Origin of the sequence: Pseudomonas poae RE*1-1-14 (assembly GCF_000336465.1) — a bacterium.
Classification (GTDB): domain Bacteria; phylum Pseudomonadota; class Gammaproteobacteria; order Pseudomonadales; family Pseudomonadaceae; genus Aquipseudomonas; species Aquipseudomonas poae.
In genome coordinates, this window is sequence record NC_020209.1 from 2,368,567 (window position 1) to 2,387,815 (window position 19,249).

Annotated in this window: 15 protein-coding genes; 9 read left to right on the top strand and 6 right to left on the bottom strand. The window is 62.0% G+C overall.

Translation table 11 applies throughout. From position 1 onward, the window contains the following. The first annotated feature begins 5 nt into the window (after positions 1–5). From H045_RS10145 to H045_RS10175, 7 genes are all read left to right on the top strand, one after another. A complete protein-coding gene (locus tag H045_RS10145; RefSeq protein ID WP_003238151.1) occupies positions 6–854 on the top strand; it encodes a metal-dependent hydrolase in 849 nt (282 codons plus the stop codon). 160 nt (positions 855–1,014) lie between these two features. Continuing rightward, entirely contained in the window at positions 1,015–1,296 is a 282-nt protein-coding gene (locus H045_RS10150; protein ID WP_003238149.1) for a peptidylprolyl isomerase, read from the top strand. Positions 1,297–1,422: 126 nt separating this feature from the next. After that, positions 1,423–3,282, top strand: coding sequence for an extracellular solute-binding protein (locus H045_RS10155; RefSeq protein WP_041931488.1), 1,860 nt, complete (start codon positions 1,423–1,425; stop codon positions 3,280–3,282). Further along, complete coding sequence (locus tag H045_RS10160; RefSeq protein WP_015372295.1) at positions 3,282–4,340, top strand: microcin C ABC transporter permease YejB; 1,059 nt, start codon at positions 3,282–3,284, stop codon at positions 4,338–4,340. The genes H045_RS10155 and H045_RS10160 overlap by 1 nt, the downstream gene beginning before the upstream one ends. Continuing rightward, positions 4,340–5,362: an ABC transporter permease gene (locus H045_RS10165; protein ID WP_015372296.1), complete on the top strand. Its 1,023-nt coding sequence runs from the start codon at positions 4,340–4,342 to the stop codon at positions 5,360–5,362. The genes H045_RS10160 and H045_RS10165 overlap by 1 nt, the downstream gene beginning before the upstream one ends. Positions 5,363–5,372: 10 nt before the next feature. Continuing rightward, positions 5,373–6,944, top strand: a complete 1,572-nt coding sequence (locus H045_RS10170; RefSeq protein WP_015372297.1) for an ABC transporter ATP-binding protein — start codon at positions 5,373–5,375, stop codon at positions 6,942–6,944. A gap of 227 nt (positions 6,945–7,171) precedes the next feature. Next, positions 7,172–7,945 carry a 3-hydroxybutyrate dehydrogenase gene (locus tag H045_RS10175; RefSeq protein WP_015372298.1) on the top strand — a complete coding sequence of 258 codons (774 nt, stop codon included), beginning with the start codon at positions 7,172–7,174 and terminating at the stop codon, positions 7,943–7,945. 37 nt (positions 7,946–7,982) lie between these two features. Here the strand turns inward: H045_RS10175 and H045_RS10180 are convergent, their stop codons facing one another. Both H045_RS10180 and H045_RS10185 read right to left on the bottom strand, forming a co-directional pair. After that, positions 7,983–11,015, bottom strand: coding sequence for a hypothetical protein (locus H045_RS10180; protein ID WP_041931489.1), 3,033 nt, complete (start codon positions 11,013–11,015; stop codon positions 7,983–7,985). Continuing rightward, positions 11,012–12,649 carry a hypothetical protein gene (locus H045_RS10185; protein ID WP_041931490.1) on the bottom strand — a complete coding sequence of 546 codons (1,638 nt, stop codon included), beginning with the start codon at positions 12,647–12,649 and terminating at the stop codon, positions 11,012–11,014. The genes H045_RS10180 and H045_RS10185 overlap by 4 nt, the downstream gene beginning before the upstream one ends. A 214-nt stretch (positions 12,650–12,863) precedes the next feature. Here H045_RS10185 and H045_RS10190 point away from each other — a divergent pair, with 214 nt between their 5' ends. Together H045_RS10190 and H045_RS10195 are read left to right on the top strand one after the other, a co-directional pair. Next, the gene (locus tag H045_RS10190) at positions 12,864–15,401 is read left to right on the top strand and encodes a PAS domain-containing hybrid sensor histidine kinase/response regulator (RefSeq protein ID WP_015372299.1); all 2,538 of its coding nucleotides are present in this window, start codon (positions 12,864–12,866) and stop codon (positions 15,399–15,401) included. 43 nt (positions 15,402–15,444) lie between these two features. Then, on the top strand, positions 15,445–15,720 hold the full coding sequence (locus H045_RS10195) for a peptidylprolyl isomerase (protein WP_003174397.1): 276 nt from the start codon (positions 15,445–15,447) through the stop codon (positions 15,718–15,720). 108 nt (positions 15,721–15,828) lie between these two features. Here the strand turns inward: H045_RS10195 and H045_RS10200 are convergent, their stop codons facing one another. The 4 genes from H045_RS10200 to H045_RS10215 all read right to left on the bottom strand — a co-directional run bounded on the left by H045_RS10200 (position 15,829) and on the right by H045_RS10215 (position 19,233). Beyond that, a complete protein-coding gene (locus H045_RS10200) occupies positions 15,829–16,737 on the bottom strand; it encodes a sugar kinase (protein WP_015372300.1) in 909 nt (302 codons plus the stop codon). Positions 16,738–16,854: 117 nt separating this feature from the next. Continuing rightward, the gene (locus tag H045_RS10205) at positions 16,855–18,063 is read right to left on the bottom strand and encodes an amino acid deaminase (protein WP_003238131.1); all 1,209 of its coding nucleotides are present in this window, start codon (positions 18,061–18,063) and stop codon (positions 16,855–16,857) included. A gap of 10 nt (positions 18,064–18,073) precedes the next feature. After that, on the bottom strand, positions 18,074–18,838 hold the full coding sequence (locus H045_RS10210) for an IclR family transcriptional regulator (protein ID WP_003238129.1): 765 nt from the start codon (positions 18,836–18,838) through the stop codon (positions 18,074–18,076). A 5-nt stretch (positions 18,839–18,843) separates the two neighbouring features. Next, positions 18,844–19,233, bottom strand: a complete 390-nt coding sequence (locus H045_RS10215; RefSeq protein ID WP_003238127.1) for a RidA family protein — start codon at positions 19,231–19,233, stop codon at positions 18,844–18,846. Positions 19,234–19,249 lie beyond the last annotated feature (16 nt).

The following is a 19,249-nucleotide window of genomic DNA, read 5'->3' on the forward strand; positions in this document are numbered from 1 at the left end:
GCACCATGCTGCCTATCCGTCGCGATATCCGTTTTGCCTTGCCTGCCGAGCGCATCAAGAACTGGCATGAACAGGGCCCGTTCGTCACGCATTTCTTCAATGCGCTGTCGCTGCTGTTTCCCCAGGGCGAGCTGTTTTTCATGGACAGCGTGCGCCACTACCGCTCGCGCATCGACGATCCCGCGCTGAAAAAGGAAATCCAGGGGTTTATCGGCCAGGAAGCCATGCACAGTCGCGAACATGTGGCCTACAACAACCTGCTGGAGGCGGCGGGATTGCCGGCGCATAAACTGGACCGCCGCCTCAAGGTGATCCTCGACCTGCAGAAAAAACACCTGCCGCCGTCCTTCAACCTGGCGGTGACCATCGCCCTTGAGCACTACACCGCGATGCTCGCGGAAATCCTCCTCAGCGACCCTTCGCGCTTCGGCGATTCACTCAAGGGCTACCAGCAGATGTGGTACTGGCACGCCCTCGAAGAAACCGAGCACAAGGCCGTGGCATTCGACGTGTGGAACCGCGTCATCAAGCCCGGCCCCAAGCGCTACCTGCTGCGCACCGGCACCATGCTGTTCACGACCCTGTTCTTCTGGCTGGTGGTGCTGGATTTTCACGTGCGCCTGCTGTTTGCCGACCGCAAGGCCGGCGGTCATCTGAAGGGTTTCTGGCGCATGTGCAAATTCCTCTACGGCCCCAAAGGGGTATTCCCGCGGATGCTGGTGCCGTGGCTGCACTACTTCAAACCCGGCTTTCACCCCTGGGACCATGACAACCGTGCCCGCCTGGCGGGCATCGACGGGCTGGTCGAAGAGATCGAACAGACGCGCAACACCTACGAATCCGCCAGCCTGTAACACCCCTCAAATACCGCGTTGAACATTCCTGTGGCGAGCGGATGCGCCACAGGGCCGGCGCGCGCTCGTCCGCCCAATTGGAAACCCCGTGGAACTTTGCCAACAAATAACCACCTGAATCCAGTACGCTCACCCTTTTTACATCAAGGAGTTATCTCAAATGGCCAAAGCTACCGCCCGCCACATCCTCGTTTCCACTGAAGAAAAGTGCAACGAACTGAAATCCCAAATCGAAGGCGGCGCCGATTTCGCAGAAGTCGCCAAAGCCAACTCCAGCTGCCCATCCAGCCGTCAGGGCGGTGACCTGGGTTCGTTCGGTCCGGGCCAGATGGTCAAGGAATTCGACAGCGTGGTATTCAGCGCCCCGGTCAACACCGTGCAAGGCCCGGTGAAAACCCAGTTCGGCTACCACCTGCTGGAAGTCACCAGCCGCCAGGACTGATCCTGCCAGCGCTGATGCACCAAACGACGGCCCACCTTCTGGTGGGCCGTTGTGCATGGGGTGACGCACGCCCCGTAAGCCGCTAACGTACAGCCCTCATTCCTTACCCGGCGCTCAAGGCTGACCATGCGATTGGCTTTTACCCCACTGCTCGGCTCCCTCCTGGCCCTGCTGCTGACCAGCACCGCCGTGAACGCGGCACCTCAGCCCTACCTTACGGTCTACGGCGAGACGCCCAAGTACTCCGCCGGTTTCAGCCACTTCGACTACGCCAACCCAGATGCGCCCAAGGGCGGTAAGCTGCGCCGCTCGGCGTTGGAGATCGGCCGCTTCGACCATGTGCTGCCCTATATCGACAAAGGCATCGGCGTGTCCCAGGTCGACGGCTGGCTCTACTCGCCGCTGGCCCAGCGCTCGCTGGATGAGCCCTACACGGTCTACGGCCTGGTCGCAGAAAAAATGGAACGCGCCGACGATGGCCTGTCATTGCGTTTTTACCTCAACCCCAAGGCGCGGTTTGCCGACGGTACGCCGATCACCGCCGAAGACGTGCGCTACAGCTACAACCTGCTGATGACCCAGGGCAGCCTGCGGTTTCGCACGCTGTTCGCCGACGTCAAACAGGTCGAGGTCGAAGGCGAGCGTCAGGTGCGCTTCGACTTTTCCAGCAACGAGAACCGCACCCTGCCCCTGGATCTGGCCACCCTGCCGGTGCTGCCCGAACACTGGTGGAAAACCCGCGACTTCGCCAACGGCGGCGGCTATGAAGCGCCATTGGGCAGCGGCCCGTACAAGGTCAGCAAGATCGATTCGGGCAGCACCATCACCTTTACCCGCGACCCTGACTGGTGGGGCAAGGACCTGCCGGTCAGCCGTGGCCTGTACAACTTCGATCACCTGAGCCTGGAATACTTCGGCGACACCGAAGTGGCACGCCAGGTGCTGCGCGGCGGCGCCTACGATTTCAACCGTGAGTTCTCCGCCACCGGTTATTCCATCGGCTACAACGGCCCGGCACTGGACGATGGCCGCCTGCAACGCGCGCACCTGGCCAAAGAGATGCCGCAACCGGCCCAGGGCTACGTGTTCAATGTGCAAAATCCGCTGTTCAAGGACCGCCGCGTGCGCAAAGCGTTGGCGATGCTGTGGGACTTCGAGTGGGCCAACCGGCAGATGATGCACAACCTCTACATTCGCCAGCAGAGCTACTTCTCCAACAGCCCGTTGGCCGCCACCCAGTTACCCACCAAAGAAGAACTGGCGATTCTCGAACCGCTGCGCGGCCAGGTGCCCGACGAAGTGTTCACACAGGTGTTCAAGGCACCGGTCACCGACGGCAGCGGCGTGATCCGCGACAAGCAGTTGCAAGCCCTGGCCCTGTTGGAAGAAGCCGGCTGGAAACCCGAGGGCGACAAGCTGGTGAACGCCCAGGGCGAACCGCTGGAGTTCACCTTTCTCAACACCCAGGCCGGCATGGAACGCCTGCTGTTGCCCTACAAGCGTAACCTGGCGCAGATCGGCATCACCCTGAACATTCGCCGCATCGATTCCTCGCAGTACGTCAACCGCGTGATGGCGCGGGACTACGACATGATCGTCACAGGTTTTCCAGTCACGACATCGCCCGGCATGGAGCTGTACAACTTCTTCGGCTCGGCCGCCGCCCATGACCCCGGCGCCAACAACTACATGGTGCTCAAGGACCCGGCCGTCGACAGCCTGATCAAAGGCCTGGTCAAGGCCGACACCCAGGCGCAGATGCTCACCTACGCCCACGCCCTGGACCGGGTGCTGCAATGGAACTACCTGTGGATCCCCAATTACTACCCGCCCGGCACATCCGCCGCGTGGTGGAACCGCTTTGGCCGGCCGGCCATCGAGGCCAAAAATGACGAAGCCCTGGAAACCTGGTGGGAAATCAGTCCCACGCCGCTGACCCATGAACAAATGACCGCCGAACTGAAAAAACGCGCAGGTGCCCACTGATGTTTGCCTATATCGTGCGGCGCCTGCTGCTGATCATCCCGACCCTGGTGATCATCCTGCTGGTGAATTTCGTGATCGTACAGGCCGCGCCCGGCGGGCCGGTGGAACAGGCCATCGCCCACCTGCAGGGGATCGGCGGGGGCGGCGTGGGGTCAGGCGCCGGTGAAAGCGTCGGCGCCTCGCGGGCCAGCCGCGGCCTGGACCCCAAGCTGATCAAAGACATCGAAAAGCAGTACGGCTTCGACAAATCCGCCCCGGAGCGTCTGTGGCTGATGCTCAGGAACTACGCCCAACTGGACTTCGGCAACAGCTTCTTTCGCGGCAAAACCGTGATCGAGCTGATCCTGGAGAAGATGCCGGTAACCCTTTCCCTCGGCCTGTGGGCCACCTTGATCACCTATCTGGTGTCGATTCCCCTGGGCATCCGCAAGGCGGTGCGCCACGGCAGCAGCTTCGATGTGTGGAGCAGCACCGCCATCGTGATCGGCTACGCAATGCCGGCGTTTCTGTTCGCGATGTTCCTGATCGTGGTGTTCGCCGGCGGCACCTCGCTGAACTGGTTCCCGGTGCGCGGCCTGGTCTCGGACAACTTCGACGAACTGAGCACCGTGGGCAAGGTGGCCGATTACTTCTGGCACCTGGTGCTGCCGGTCACCGCGCTGGTGATCGGCGGGTTCGCCACGCTGACTATCCTCACCAAGAACTCGTTTCTCAATGAAATCACCCGCCAATACGTGGTGACGGCCCGCGCCAAGGGCCTGAGCGAACGCCGGGTGCTCTACGGCCACGTGTTTCGCAACGCGATGCTGCTGGTGATTTCGGGCATTCCCCAGGCGTTCATCAGCGTGTTCTTCGCCGGCTCCCTGCTGATCGAGGTGATTTTCTCCCTCGACGGACTGGGCCGCATGAGCTACGAAGCGGCGGTATCGCGGGACTACCCGGTGGTATTCGGCTCGCTGTTCATCTTCACCCTGTTCGGCCTGCTGATAAAACTCATCGGTGACCTCTGCTACACCCTGGTGGACCCGCGTATCGACTTCGCCGCGAGGAACGCCTGATGCTCAATCTGTCTCCCGTGGCACGCCGGCGCTTCGAGCGTTTCAAGAAAAACCGCCGGGGCTGGTGGTCGCTGTGGCTGTTCATCGGCCTGTTCATCCTCACCCTCGGCGGCGAGCTGATCGCCAACGACAAACCGCTGGTGCTGAGCTTCAAGAACGAGCTGTATTTTCCGGTGTTCAAGCGTTACACCGAGCAGCAGTTCGGCGGGCAGTTGCCGTTCCAGGCCGACTACCGCAGTGACTACGTGCAAACACTGATCAAGCAGAACGACGGCTGGATGCTGTTCCCGCCGATCCCGTTCAGCGACGACACGCCCAACTACGAACTGACCCGCCCTGCCCCCAGCCCGCCCTCGGCGGTGAACTGGCTGGGCACCGATGACCAGTCCCGCGATGTGCTGGCGCGGGTGATCTTCGGCGCGCGCGTATCGATCCTGTTTGCCTTGGCGCTCACCGTCATCAGCGCGGCCATCGGCATTGCTGCCGGGGCCCTGCAGGGTTACTACGGCGGCTGGGTGGACCTGCTCGGGCAACGCATCCTTGAAGTGTGGTCGGGGCTGCCGGTGCTGTACCTGCTGATCATCCTGTCGGGGTTTGTGGAGCCCAACTTCTGGTGGCTGCTGGGGATCATGGCGCTGTTTTCCTGGCTGGCCCTGGTAGACGTGGTGCGCGCCGAGTTCCTGCGCGGGCGCAACCTGGAATACGTCAAGGCCGCGCGGGCCCTGGGGCTGGGCGACGGCAAGATCATCAGGCGGCATATCCTGCCCAATGCGATGACCGCCACCTTGAGCTACCTGCCGTTTATCCTCACCGGCGCGATTTCCACCTTGAGCGCGCTGGATTTCCTCGGCTTCGGCATGCCCGCCGGCAGCGCGTCGCTGGGCGAGCTGATCGCCCAGGGCAAGCAGAACCTGCAGGCGCCGTGGCTGGGCCTGACGGCGTTTTTTACCCTGGCGCTGATCCTGTCGTTGCTGGTGTTTATCGGCGAGGCCCTGCGGGATGCCTTCGACCCCCGCTCATGAGTGACTGCCTATGAACCTCATCGAAATCCGCGACCTGTGCGTCGCGTTCAACGGCCAGACCGTGGTGCACACCCTCAGCCTGGACGTGCGCGAGGGCGAATGCCTGGCGCTGGTGGGCGAGTCGGGTTCGGGCAAATCGGTGACCGCCCACTCGATCCTGCAACTGCTGCCCGATGCCGGCACCCACACCACCGGCTCGGTGAAATACCGTGACCAGCAATTGATCGGCGCAGCGCCGGCCACCTTGCAGAAACTGCGCGGCAACCGCATTGCAATGATCTTCCAGGAGCCGATGACCTCGCTCAACCCGCTGCACAGCATCGAAAAGCAGATCGGCGAAACCCTGCTGTTGCACAAGGGCCTGGGCGGCAAGGCGGCGCAGGCGCGCATTCTCGAACTGCTCGAACTGGTGGGCATTCAAAAACCCCGGGAGCGCCTCAAGGCCTATCCGCACCAACTGTCCGGCGGCCAGCGCCAGCGGGTGATGATCGCCATGGCCCTGGCCTGCGAGCCGCAACTGCTGATCGCCGACGAACCCACCACCGCGCTGGACGTGACCGTGCAGCGCAAGATCCTGCTGCTGCTCAAGTCGCTGCAGCAGCGCCTGGGCATGTCGCTGCTGCTGATCAGTCACGACCTCAACCTGGTGCGCAGCATTGCCCAGCGCGTGTGCGTGATGCGGGCCGGCGAGATTGTCGAGCAGGCCGACTGCGAAACCTTGTTCACCGCGCCGCAGCACCCTTACAGCCGGTTGCTGCTCGACGCCGAGCCCTCGGGTGAAGCCTTGGGCAGCGATACCCGCGAAACCGTGTTGCAGGTGGACGACCTGAGCGTGAAATTTGCCTTGGGCGCAGGGCTGTTTCGCCGCAAGACGTACCTGCAGGCGGTGGACGCCATCAGCCTCAGCGTGCAACGCGGCAAGACCCTGGGCATCGTCGGCGAATCGGGATCGGGCAAATCCACCCTGGGCCAGGCGATTCTGCGCTTGCTCGATTCCACCGGCAGCATTCGCTTCCAGGGCGAAGCCCTCGATCCCCTCAGCCATCAGCAGATGCGCCCGTGGCGCAAACAGATGCAGGTGGTGTTCCAGGACCCTTATGGCAGCCTCAGCCCGCGCCTGTCGGTGCAGCAGATCATCAGCGAAGGGCTGGAAGTGCACGCACCGTGCAGCCTGGCCGAACGCGACGCGCAAGTGATCCAGGTGCTCAAGGACGTGGGCCTGGACCCGGCCAGCCGGCATCGCTACCCCCACGAATTCTCCGGCGGCCAGCGCCAACGCATCGCCATCGCCCGCGCGCTGGTGCTCAAGCCCGCGCTGATGCTGCTGGACGAGCCCACCTCGGCGCTGGACCGCACGGTGCAGAAACAGGTGGTGGCGCTACTGCGCGAGCTTCAGGAAAAATACGGCCTGACGTATCTGTTTATCAGCCATGACCTGGCGGTGGTACGCGCCATGGCCCACGACATGATCGTGGTCAAGGACGGCAAGGTGGTGGAACGCGGGCCCAGCCGTCAGGTGTTCGACGCGCCGCAGCACCCTTACACCCGGGAACTCCTGGCCGCCGCGCACATTGCGCAGTAAGAAAGACAGGAAACCCACCACTTGTGGCGAGCGGGCTTGCCCCGCGTTGGGGTGCGAAGCGCCCCCAATCCAGCAAAACGCGGTGTACCTGATCCGGCTCAGCACCTGGTTTTGGGGCTGCTGCGCAGCCCAACGCAGGACAAGCCTGCTCGCCACAGGGAATCTGCGCTTAACTCAACGGCAGTAGGACAAGCCCGCTCGCCACCACGCAATTATGTGAGGTTCTTATGACGAATTTGCATGGCAGGACCGCCCTGGTCACCGGCTCCACCAGCGGCATCGGTCTGGGAATCGCGCTGAGCCTGGCCGAGGCCGGTGCCGACTTGATCCTCAATGGCTTCGGCGACGCCGCCGCAGTGATCGCCCAGGTGCAGGCGTTCGGCGGCAAGGCGGGGCATCACCCGGCCGACGTCAGTGACCCCGCGCAACTGGCCGACCTGTTCGCCTACGCTGAGCGCGAATTCGGCGGGGTGGATATTCTGGTCAACAATGCCGGCATCCAACACGTGGCGGCGGTGGAGGATTTCCCGGTGGAGCGCTGGGATTCGATCATCGCAATCAACCTGTCCTCGGTGTTCCACACCACGCGCCTGAGCCTGCCGGGCATGAAGGCCAAAGGCTGGGGGCGCATCGTCAATATTGCGTCGGTGCATGGTCAGGTCGGTTCGGTGGGCAAGGCGGCGTATGTGGCGGCCAAGCACGGCGTGATCGGCCTGACCAAGGTGGTGGGCCTGGAGACGGCTGCCAGCAACGTCACCTGCAATGCGATCTGCCCGGGCTGGGTGTTGACCCCGCTGGTGCAAAAGCAGATCGATGATCGCATCGCCGAGGGCGCCGACCCGCAGCAGGCGCAGCATGACTTGCTCGCCGAAAAACAGCCGTCGCTTGAGTTCGTCACGCCGCCGCAGTTGGGTGAGCTGGTGCTGTTCTTGTGCAGCGACGCCGGTAGCCAGGTACGCGGCGCCGCGTGGAATATTGACGGTGGCTGGCTGGCGCAATGAACCCCCGACCTGCAAGAGGCGGGGGCCAAGGTCAGCCTTATGAAAAGTGACGCGGTACGTAGTTGATTTTCTGCAGGGCATGTTTGGGCGGCTGACCCACGCCCGCCGTGTTGATCAAGATCAAATCACCGTGCCTCTTTTCCACGTGTTGCGTGACTTTGTTGACAAAATCACGCTTCAACTGGCTGTCAGCGAGCTGTTGCGCGGCAACGTCCGTCAGGCCCGGGTACTGGTTGGCATAGTGGCTCAGCAATTGGTTACGGGAGGACGTGATGGACGTCGACCCGTTGTGAATCGCCACCGTCCCCTCGAACGCTTTCACCGGTCGGTTGATTGCTTTTTGAAACTGGCTTGCGAACGAGTGTCCCTTGCCTTCTGCCGAGTGACAGATCAACAGCCGCACATTGTCAAAATCAGCAGGGTCAACGCCTTTGTTTTTCAGCAGATCTACCATCTGATTGGCGTTATAGGCTTTTCCATCGATCACTACCTCGGAGCCATTGCGCAACAGCTTGTCGACCCAATCGCGTCGAGTGCCGTGGGCCACGATGTTAAGACGTTTACGCCCTTTATAAACGTCGGTGAAGGTGTGGACTTCGCTGCCAATGAATTTCAGGTCTTTCATCGCGCCTCCCATCTGTATGACGTTGTCCTGTGCCAAACCGCGATCCAGCAAGGTAGCGGCACCGGGCGTCAGCGCGGGTTCGGCGGCCAGTGGCGCAGAGGTCTCGGGGGTGAAATCACTCAGCGGCGGGCCATAGGCCTGAGCCGTCTGTGCATCATAGGCGTACCATTTTTGCGAGGCGTCATCGAATTGCGCGACAACGGAGATGGGTTCACCGCCTGCCCCCACGGATCCCATGGCAATATCCGGTCGCTGTGCAAGCTCATTCAACTGCAAAGGGCTCAAGCGATGCTGACGGTTGATGTCATAGCCACCCGCCGACAATTCGCCAATGTTGTCGACCAGCGCCACCTTTGACGCGATTTTCGTCTCGGCGCCTGCCTCACTCAACGACCCGACAAGCTTGCTGCCGGCTTTCACTAAAAGCCCCTCACCTTCTTCGGCGAGTTTGTATTCGGGGACCAGAAACCCGAACACATCGAGCCCCGCGTCTGCAAAGGCCTCGACATAGTTGCCCTCTTTCGCTGCCTGCGCGGCTGCCACGAACGGAATCATCCTGAAGAGGGTATCTTTGATGTCTTTTTCAGACTTCTCCACGCGCTCATAGTGGGTGACGCCTTTCGCTTCGTTCTTGAGCGTTTCAAGGTTGAAAAGAAAAAAATCAGCGGCGCTTTGCGCCAGTTTTTTCGTGTTGCGGGTGAAAAAACTTCTCGGAACACTGTCGGTATCGGCGGGTTCATCACTGGATAGCGACTGTGCGTCCTCTTTGGCCGAAACGCGAACCTCGTCAAGAATAATATTTGTATATACCGAACGCGTCCTGGGGCTTGTCCCCTCCTGGTAAGCCTTGAAGTCAAGTGCAAAAGGCTGGCCAGCTTCCTCGCCCTGCGTCACCCCGCCGCTGAACACCATGGGGGCCTCATTGGCGTTGCTCGGGCCCAACGGGAGCGGGTCCGGCAAGCCGGTTTTTTTCTGCAATATGCCCTTGCCCGGAAACAGTTCGTAGTCTGTTGGCGGTGATGTTCTTCGAGTACGGATGATCAAGCCGTAATGCCCTTTATGTGAGGCAGCCTGATCGGCATAGTCCTCGCGCGAGTTAACGAAAAACCCTTCGCGAGCCGAATATAACGTGGGGGTGCCAAATTCAAAGTTTCTGCGATCCTTCAGCGGCAAACGGGCAATCATGTTCTGGATATTCACGGCCACAGAGCTTTTCAGCTTTTCACTGTAGCGATCCATACTTTCATCAAAACGTTGTCCGATAACCGGCAGCGTGCTGGCGGCATTTTTTATACGATCAAACGGAATTTTCTCATCATCGGGTACCCACTTGGCGTCTGGATTATCCAACACGCCCGCCATGTAGAGCTCCAGAATTGAAAAATGCTCGGCCCACACATCCTCCAACTGGAATATCAGGCTCATCTGGATGCCAAGCAGCTCTGGCCGGGTCAGAGAGGGCGCGTGCCTGATCGACCGTTTTTCGTAGTCGATGGTGTCACCGAACGTGGCTTTCAATTGCGCCAGCGCCATGTCCCTGCGTGAGGGCACGGCCGCCTGCTGGGCATTACTGGCCGCGATCAGTTGGGAGAGTTGTTGGTTGAATCGGCTTCGCGCCAGTTCGATCTCTGCGTTCGAATAGGTGTCGTCCGAGCGTTTCGCAATCATTCCATTGACGACACCCCAATCCACCATCGCATTGCGTTGCGCTTCAGCCTGCATGACGTGCTCACTGGGCGAAATCGGCTGAGTGCTGCCGAACGTCATGATCTGCTTGAAGGTCATGGATTGTGACGCGCCAGGGAATATTTTTTCGATACGCGCCACGGCGATGCTGAAGCTGGCCCATGTGTGAGAGCCATAGACCAGGTCGGCGGGCACATCCGCAACCAGAAGCTCAGGGGCGGTTCCGGCCAGCAGCAATCGGGTCGCGACAGGCGCCATTGACTGGCTGACGCTGCCTTCAACGACCAGATGCCTGGTCAGATCGTCGACAATGGCTGCCGGCGTCTTGCCCCAATTGCCCTGCCCGGCCAGATCGTAGCCGGCCACCCTGTTACGTTGCGTGCCGGCCAGCGGATCCAGACTGAGTACGATTGCCGCCGCCGCCCACTCCGCACCGCCCGCCGCATCGGCTTTACCTTGCAGCGTGACCCGCAACGATTCGCCCAGCGCATTGGCCTGAGGGCTGGACACCAGCTGTTTGAGTCTCTGAGCAGTCGGATAGTGCTCACGGGTTTGGTCAGTTTCCTCAAAGACCCGCTTGTACAGGGCGGAGTCAAGCGCCTGAGTGCTCCAGGTCTGAATCAGTGCTCTTGGCTCGCGGCTAAAGGTAAATGGGCTTAACAACCGCCAATAATTATCCCGCGCTGACGGTTTGGGCAGCGGCGAAGCCAGCACGGTGAGAAGGTTCGCCACCTGCTCACGGTTGCCTGGGACGCTCAAGCCACTGCCCTGAAGAAACTGTCTGAGGCTGACCGTATGACCCGGCTGGACGCTGTGGGACTGCCCGAATGATGAATGTGGATGCACGTCAAACGTTGTGCTAGAGCAGGCCATTCAAATTGCTCGCCGCTTGAGGCGGCAGTGACGTGACAACCCTGGTAAGGCCCTGGATCAGGTTGTAGCGGTCGCGAGCATTGGCCAATGCCAGTTGCTGAGTGCCGAGCGCCGAGCGCCTCCAGTGAATATCGTTCGCCGCGCTGGCGGGGCCCCAGGGTCAAGCTGGGCGTGCCAGCGATCCGGTCCGCCGCAGAAGCGGCCTGTTCTTTGGTGAAGTTCTGGGCGTCTTGACCCAGAAAATTGCCCACCACCCTCAACGGGGGCGAGTTGTCAGGATAGCCGGAAGGTGGCTTGATCAAATTGTCGTGCCGATCGAACACAACACCCGCGGCATTCAGGATCGGAGCCGCCACACTCGCCCAACCCGCGTCGCTGTCCAGGCTTCTGACTTCGAACTCGTCATTGAAAGCGCCGGACACCTCCTTGGTAATCGGAGAAATGACCATCGTTGACAGGTCAAGGCCACTCTCCTTTACCCAATGCTGGAATTGCGGGTTATTAAAGGCATCACAGTAAAGTTGCCACCAGTGGCCCAGCGTCGACCGCATGGGGATGTCGTCCAGGCGCGTGCTCTCGGTGAGGTGGCCGCTCCAGGAAGCATTGCGCAGGGCTGCGACGTACTGAGCAGCCAATGCCTTGTCTGCCTTGGCACGAGAGGACTTATCCGGCTCACCCATGACAACGCTGTAGTGGTCATCGATATCTGCCAGCACTTGCTGCTGCGCCCCAAGCGCCTGCGGGCCACGCATGGTTTGCGAGCGCTCTGGATCGCTGGCAGGAATGGCCGCGAACACACCGGTCGCGCTCATCTGGACGGCCCTTGCCCGAGCCTGCTCCCGGGTTGGATTTTCGGTGTTGGGTTCACCGTAAAAATTACCAATGGCTTCAAGATGCGCGGGGGCAGTCGGCGGCCCAAGAACGACGCGAGTGCCAGTGCGTGAAGGTGCGAGTACTCTCGCCACGCTGAGGATGGGGCCCGAAACCTCTTTCCACCCCGCATCCGTTTCGGGTCGCAGAAACTCTCTTTTACCGTTGAAGAAAGCCGAAAGGAAGCCGGCGTGGGGCTCCAGCAGGATGCTGGAAACGTCGAGCCCGCGTGTCTTGGCCCACTGCACGAAGTTGGGGTTGTTCATGGCATCGCGATACTGTTGCCACCATTTGCCGAAGGTTGATCTGGCCGGGATATCCGCAAGCTCAGTGTCTAGATAGCCGCTTTGGTTGGTCCATCGCGCGGACGACAGCGCCTGGATGTAATTGGCAGCCAGTTGCCGGTCCGAAGCGTCGAGCGAAGTCGCCAACTGCGCCGCAGGTGGCGCGCCGGATGTTGTGGAGCGGGCGACGCGCGAGGGTGAGGCCACCACGCCCCCTTGGCGCTGTACATCAGGAAATCGGTGCTCGTCGGCGGGATAAGTATTCGAAAAACCTGTGTTGGAGATCAGCATCAGAACGGTACTCGGATAGTTGACGTACGCTTGATTGGTAAAAAATCCAAAATAGGTTGCCGACCAGTAGTACAAAAGTATGTAACTTTTCTCACGCTGGGATCTGCGATCAGATCGCGGTTGGCGTACTGCGTCGAACTGGCCAGAAGATGAAAGGTTTCAGCCCAAAGGCGGGGTTTTGCAGAAAAATCTTCAGGGCATGCTATTTTCCGAGGGTAGTCACCCGGCCGTTTCCCACGGGATAATGGGTGTTGTCATTTTTCAAAGCGTCAGGCTCAGGGCTTTTTTCATGAATGGAACATCCACCGGTAGCGAAGCCGGCGCATTGATTGCGCGGCTGGACTGGGCACGAAGCCCCCTCGGTGAGGCCAATGACTGGCCGCAAAGCCTGCGTACAGCGGTGGATATTGTCGTGCACTCGCCGATGCCGATGCTCCTGCTGTGGGGCCACCACCTCATCCAGCTGTATAACGATGGCTTTGCCCAACTGGTCGGCAACAAGCACCCGCACGCATTGGGGCAGCCGGCGCACCTCACCTGGCCGGAACTGCAGGACTTCACCGCACCGATCTACGACGCCGTACTCGGCGGCCAGGTGCGTACCTTCAGCGACCAGCGCTTTGTGCTGCAACGCGAAGGGCGCGACACCGAGATCTGGCTCGACCTCACCTACAGCCCGGTGCGCGATGAAAGCCGACAGGTCGCTGGCATCCTGGTCACCGCCATCGAGACCAACGAGCGCCGCCTCAAGGCCATCGAGCTGCAACAGCGCTCCGAAGACAGCCTCAAGGCCCAGCACAACACCGAGCAACGTCTGCAACTGGCACTGGCGGCGACCGACGCGGTGGGCACCTGGGACTGGGACATCGGCGAAGACCGCTTTATCGCCGACGCGCATTTTGCCTTCCTGCACGGCGTCGACCCCGATCAGGCCAGCCTGCTGCCGATCAGCGATTACCTGCTGGGCGTGCACCCCGAAGACCGGGGCATGGTCACGCGCAGCATCAAGCATTGCATCACCTTCGGTACCGAATACGCCGAGGAATACCGCCTGATGCAGGCCGACGGCGAAGTGCGCTGGGTGTTCGCCCGGGGGCGTTGCTACAAGGACCCTCAGGGCCGACCGGCGCGCTTCCTCGGCGCCGCGCTGGACCTCACCGAACGCAAGCACACCGAACAAGCCCTGCGCCAAAGCCAGACCGAGCTGCAACTGATCATCAACGCGATGCCGGTGCTGATCGGCTACGTCGATCATGAACAACGGTTTCGCCTGAACAACAGCGCCTACCTTGAGTGGTACGGCATGACGCCCCAGGAGCTGTACGGCAAGACCATCCGCGAAGTGCTCGGCGACGAGGTGTATGCCGGGCGCCAGGACAAGATCGCCGCAGCCCTGCGCGGCAAGGCCTGCAGCTTCATGACCCTCACGCCCCACCGCGACGGGCGGCCACGGCATGCGCTGATGAAGTACCTGCCGCGCTTCAGTAACGACGGTTCGGTCAATGGCTTTTATATCTTTGTGATCGACGAGACCGAACGCAAGCTCACCGAAGAAGCCCTGCGCCACCTCAACGAGAACCTCGAAGAACGTGTGGCCCAACGCACCCAGGCGCTGGCCGAGGCCAACCAGCGCCTGCAGAACGAGATGTACGAACGCGAGCGCGCCGAAGACGCACTGCGCCACGCGCAAAAAATGGAAGCGGTGGGCCAGCTCACCGGCGGCATCGCCCATGACTTCAACAACATGCTCACCGGCATCATCGGCAGCCTCGACCTGATGCAGCGCTACATCGCCGGCGGGCGCAGCGAAGAGATCGGCCGCTTTGCCGATGCTGCCGTGTCCTCCGCCCACCGCGCGGCCGCCCTCACCCACCGGCTGCTGGCGTTCTCGCGGCGCCAATCGCTCGACCGTCAGCCCACCGACCCCAACCAGCTGGTGGCGTCGCTGGAGGATCTTTTCCAACGGACCAAAGGCGCGCACATCTCGCTCAAGGTGCAACTGGGCCAGGACATCTGGCCGGTCAATACCGACGCCAGCCAGTTGGAAAATGCCCTGCTCAACCTGGTGATCAACGCCCGCGATGCGATGCCCGATGGCGGCGAACTGCTGATCGAAACCGCCAACAGCTACCTGGACGGCACCGATATCACTACCCTCGAACCGGTCAAGGCCGGCGACTACGTGATGCTGGGCGTGAGCGACAACGGCAGCGGCATGGCGCCGAAAATCCTCGCCAAGGCGTTCGATCCGTTCTTCACCACCAAGCCCATCGGCCAGGGCACCGGCCTGGGTTTGTCGATGATCTACGGGTTTGCCCAGCAGTCCGGCGGCCACGTCACCATCCACAGCGAACCGGGCCAGGGCACCTGCGTGCGCCTGTACTTGCCGCGCCTGCACGGCACCGCGCTGGAAAACAGTTTGCCGGCGCACTTGAGCGAAGCGCCGGTGGCCCTGGCCGGTGAAGCGGTGGTGGTGGTCGAGGACGACGCGGCGGTGCGCATGCTGGTGGTCAATGTGCTCGACGAACTCGGCTACACCGCGCACCAGGCGGCGGATGCCCGTGCGGCGCTGCCGTTGCTGGAGTCGGACTTGCGCGTCGACCTGTTGGTGACCGACGTCGGCCTGCCAGGCATGAACGGCCGGCAACTGGCGGAAATAGCACGCCAGCATCGCCCCGGTCTGCGCGTATTGTTCATGACCGGTTACGCCGAGAAAGCCGCCGAGCGCCAGGGCTTTCTGGAGGACGGCATGGACATGGTGGCCAAGCCGTTTTCCATCGACCTGCTGGCCACCAAGATCCGCAGCATGCTCGGCGTGGCCGACTGAGTTCAGGCATAATCGCGCGCCGTCGCCCACCTGGTAGAACACGATGAAAGCCCAAGCCCGTCATATCCTGGTGAAAACCAGCGAAGAAGCCGAACAACTCAAGCAGCGCATCGCCAAGGGCGAAGCCTTCGATGTGCTGGCCAAGAAGTATTCCACCTGCCCATCGGGCAAGCGCGGCGGTGATTTGGGTGAAGTGCGACCTGGGCAAATGGTGGGGGCGATTGATGCGGTGATCTTCAAGAAGCCCGTAAAGGTGGTGCACGGGCCGATCAAGAGCAAGTTCGGGTATCACCTGGTGCAGGTGTTTTACCGCGACTGAGGGGTTGGCTTTACACCGCTATCGGGGGCAAGCCCCTCCTACACTTGAAGGTGTTCACCATTCAAATGGTGGGAGGGGGCTTGCTCCCGATCCGCCACAGGCGGCCATTCACTCTCTGGGTATCAGCGCACCCGGCACCTGAATCACGCGGCTCGCCAACCGATGCCCCGCCAACGCAGCCTCCTGCGGCGAACCGCCCTTGAGCCGGGAGGCAAGGTACGCCGCGCTGAACGAATCCCCCGCCGCTGTCGTGTCCACCACCTTTTCGACCTTCAACGCCGGCACGGCAACGCGCACGCCCTCGCAGCGAATCCGACACTCATCCGCGCCGCGCTTGAGCACCACCTCGGTAATCGCCGGGTACGCCGCGAACACCTGCTCGCTGTCGGTATAACCAAACAACGCCTGCTCGTCATCTTCGGTGAGCAAGGCGATGTCCACCTCGGCCATGACCTTGCGATACGCCTCCCGCGCCGCCTCGACACTGGTCCACAGGCGTGGCCGGTAGTTGTTGTCGAACACCACCTTGCCGCCCCTGCGCCGGGTTGCGGCCAGCGCCTGCAACAAACGCTCGCGGCCGATCTCACCCAATACCGCCAGGGTGATGCCGCTGAAATACACAAGGTCATAGCCCGGCAACGCCGCCAGGATCGGCTCGGCCGCGGGCGTGGTGAAACAGTCGCGCACGGCCGCCTCGTTGCGCCAGTAGAGAAATTTGCGTTCGCCATTGGCGTCGGTCTGGATGCAATACAAACCCGGCAGGCGCCCCGGCAGACGCTGGACCCTGCCCAGCCCCAAGCCCTCGTCGGCCCATTGCTGGCACATGGCATCGCTGAAACTGTCATCGCCCAGGGCGGTGACGTAGTCGACCGTGCCCACCGCTCCCAGCTCGCGGCGCAGGTACACCGCCGTGTTCAGGGTGTCACCGCCGAAGCTCTGGTGCAGGCTGCCGTCGGCGCGTTGTTGCAGTTCGATCATGCATTCGCCGATCAGGGCGATGCGCGGTTGGATGGTCATGGCGATGCTCTCCGGTGTGGCGAAAGGCCTCATCGCAGGCAAGCCAGCTCCCACAGCTGAAGGTATTCACAATTCAAAATGTGGGAGCTGGCTTGTCTGCGCTGAAGGCGACTCGGTCTAGAAACAGGTCTGCAGGGACTCGATCACGCGCAACTCGTCATCCACCAGGCACCCCACCTGCCACTTGTCGAAGGTCAGGCAAGGGTGTGACGTGCCGAACGAAATGATGTCGCCAATGCGCAGCTCAACCTGCGGCGCCACGGTCATGAACGCATGCTGGTCCATCACCGCAGTGACCTGGCACGCACTCACGTCATCGCCCTCGGCCGGCACGATGCCGGCCCGATAGCGCTTGAGCGGCACCGGCAGGCCGGCGTCATAAGCCACGTCGCGCTTGCCCAGGGCAATCACCGCAAAGCCGGGCTCGGGCAGCGACTGCACGTGGGCCCAGACTTCCATGGCCGGTCGCAGCCCTTCGTCGAGGTCGTTGCGCCGGTCGAGTACGCAGCATTGCGCGTCCTTGTAGATGCCATGGTCATGGGCCACGTAGCTGCCGGGGCGCAACACGCTGAGGAAACGCCCGGCGGCGTTCTGCTGTTCGAAGGACTCGGCGATCAGGTCGTACCACGCCGAGCCCGACGCGGTGACGATGGGCTTGGCCAGGTCGAATGCGCCGTTGTCCTGCAGGTCCACCGCCAGCCGCACCAGGCTCGCGGCGAAGTCGCGGATACCGCTGATGGCGTGCTCGCCGTGGATCACACCTTCGTAGCCTTCGATTCCGGTGAGGGCCAGGGCCGACTGCGCCTTGATCGCGGCAGCCAGCTCGCGCACCTGCTGCTCACTGCGGCAACCGCAGCGGCCACCGACCACGCCGTATTCGATCATCACGTTCAGGCGCAGGCCGCGCGCGGCGAAGAACAGGCCCAGGTCGGCGACGTTGTCCGGGTGGTCGACCATGCAATGGAAGTCGAACTGCGGGTCCTCCAGCAACTCGGCGATCAGCGCCATGTTCGGCGCGCCTACCAGTTGGTTGGCCATCAACACGCGGCGCACGCCACCGGCGTAGGCGGCGCGGGTCTGCACCGCATTGGCCAGGGTGATGCCCCAGGCACCGGCGGCGAGCTGACGCTGAAACAGCGCCGGCATCATGCTGGTCTTGCCGTGGGGCGCAAGTTCGGCGCCGCTGTTGCCGACGAAATCCTGCATCCAGCGAATGTTGTGCTCCAGGGCATCGCGGTGCAGGACCAGGGCCGGCAGGCTGACGTCACGGACCAGATGGGCGCCGACGGCGGCGGCGCCTTTTGCAACGGCGTTGAGGGCGGACATGCAAAAACTCCTATTCGTTGATGCGCCGGGCCAACTGGTTGGCGCTGTCGATCAACACCCGGCGGTAGTCGTTGTAGTGGGTGATTGCATCGGCCCGTGGCGCGACGATGCACAGGGTGGCAATGCTCACCCCCTGGGCGTCCCGTACCGGCGCGGCGAAGCAATGGGTGAAGGTGTCGGCCACGCTGTCGAAGGAAAAGAAGCCGTCGAGGGTGGCCTGGCGAATCTGCGCCAGGAAGGTGTCCAGCGCCAGGCGCTGGCCGTCTGGCAGGATGAAGTCGTCGGGGTCGATCAGGTCGACGATCTGCTGGTCGCTCAGGTGCCCGAGCAGCAGGCGCCCGGAGGCGGTCCACGGGATCGGCGCGTTTTCACCGATGTCCGAGGAAATACGGAAATGCCGCTCGCCCTCGCGCATCAGCGCCACCGTGTATTTGCGCCCGTTGAGCAGGCACATCTGCGCGGTTTCACGGGTCTGGCTGACGATTGCCTGCAAGGCGTGGTCGGCCTCGCGGGTCAGGTCGAAATGGCGCAGGTGCGCCTGGCCGAGGAAGTACAGCTGGCGACCCAGATAGACGTGGCCGTCCTTGCCCACGGTCTCCAGAATGCGCCGCTCCAGCAGCGAGGCGACCAGTTCGTAGACCGTGGATTTGGGGCTGCCAATGCCGCTGGCAATATCATTCGGGCGCAGGGGCTGACCGACCTCCTTGAGAAAATCGAGGATATCGAATGCGCGATCCAGGCCCTTGGCGCGGCGTTTGATGGGGTCTTCGGTCATGGCAGTCAGCCCTTTTTCCTGTAGGCCACGCAATCGATCTCCACCTTGCAATCCACCATCATGCTGGCCTGCACACAGGCCCGTGCCGGGGCGTGTTCCGGGGTGAAGTATTCGCCGAAGACCTTGTTGAAACTCCAGAAGTCGCGCGGGTCTTCCAGCCAGACGCCGACACGTACCACGTCTTTCAATTCGTAACCGGCCTCTTCGAGGATCGCCACCACATTGCGCATAGTCTGCCGGGTTTGCTCGATGATCCCGCCGGTGATGATTTCACCGTCCACCGCAGGTACCTGGCCCGACACATAGAGCCAACCGTCGGCTTCCACGGCGCGGGCAAAAGGACGAGGCTGACCACCTCCGGCGGTGCTGCCGGCTCCGTAACGAGTAATGCTCATAAAAACAGGCTCCTGA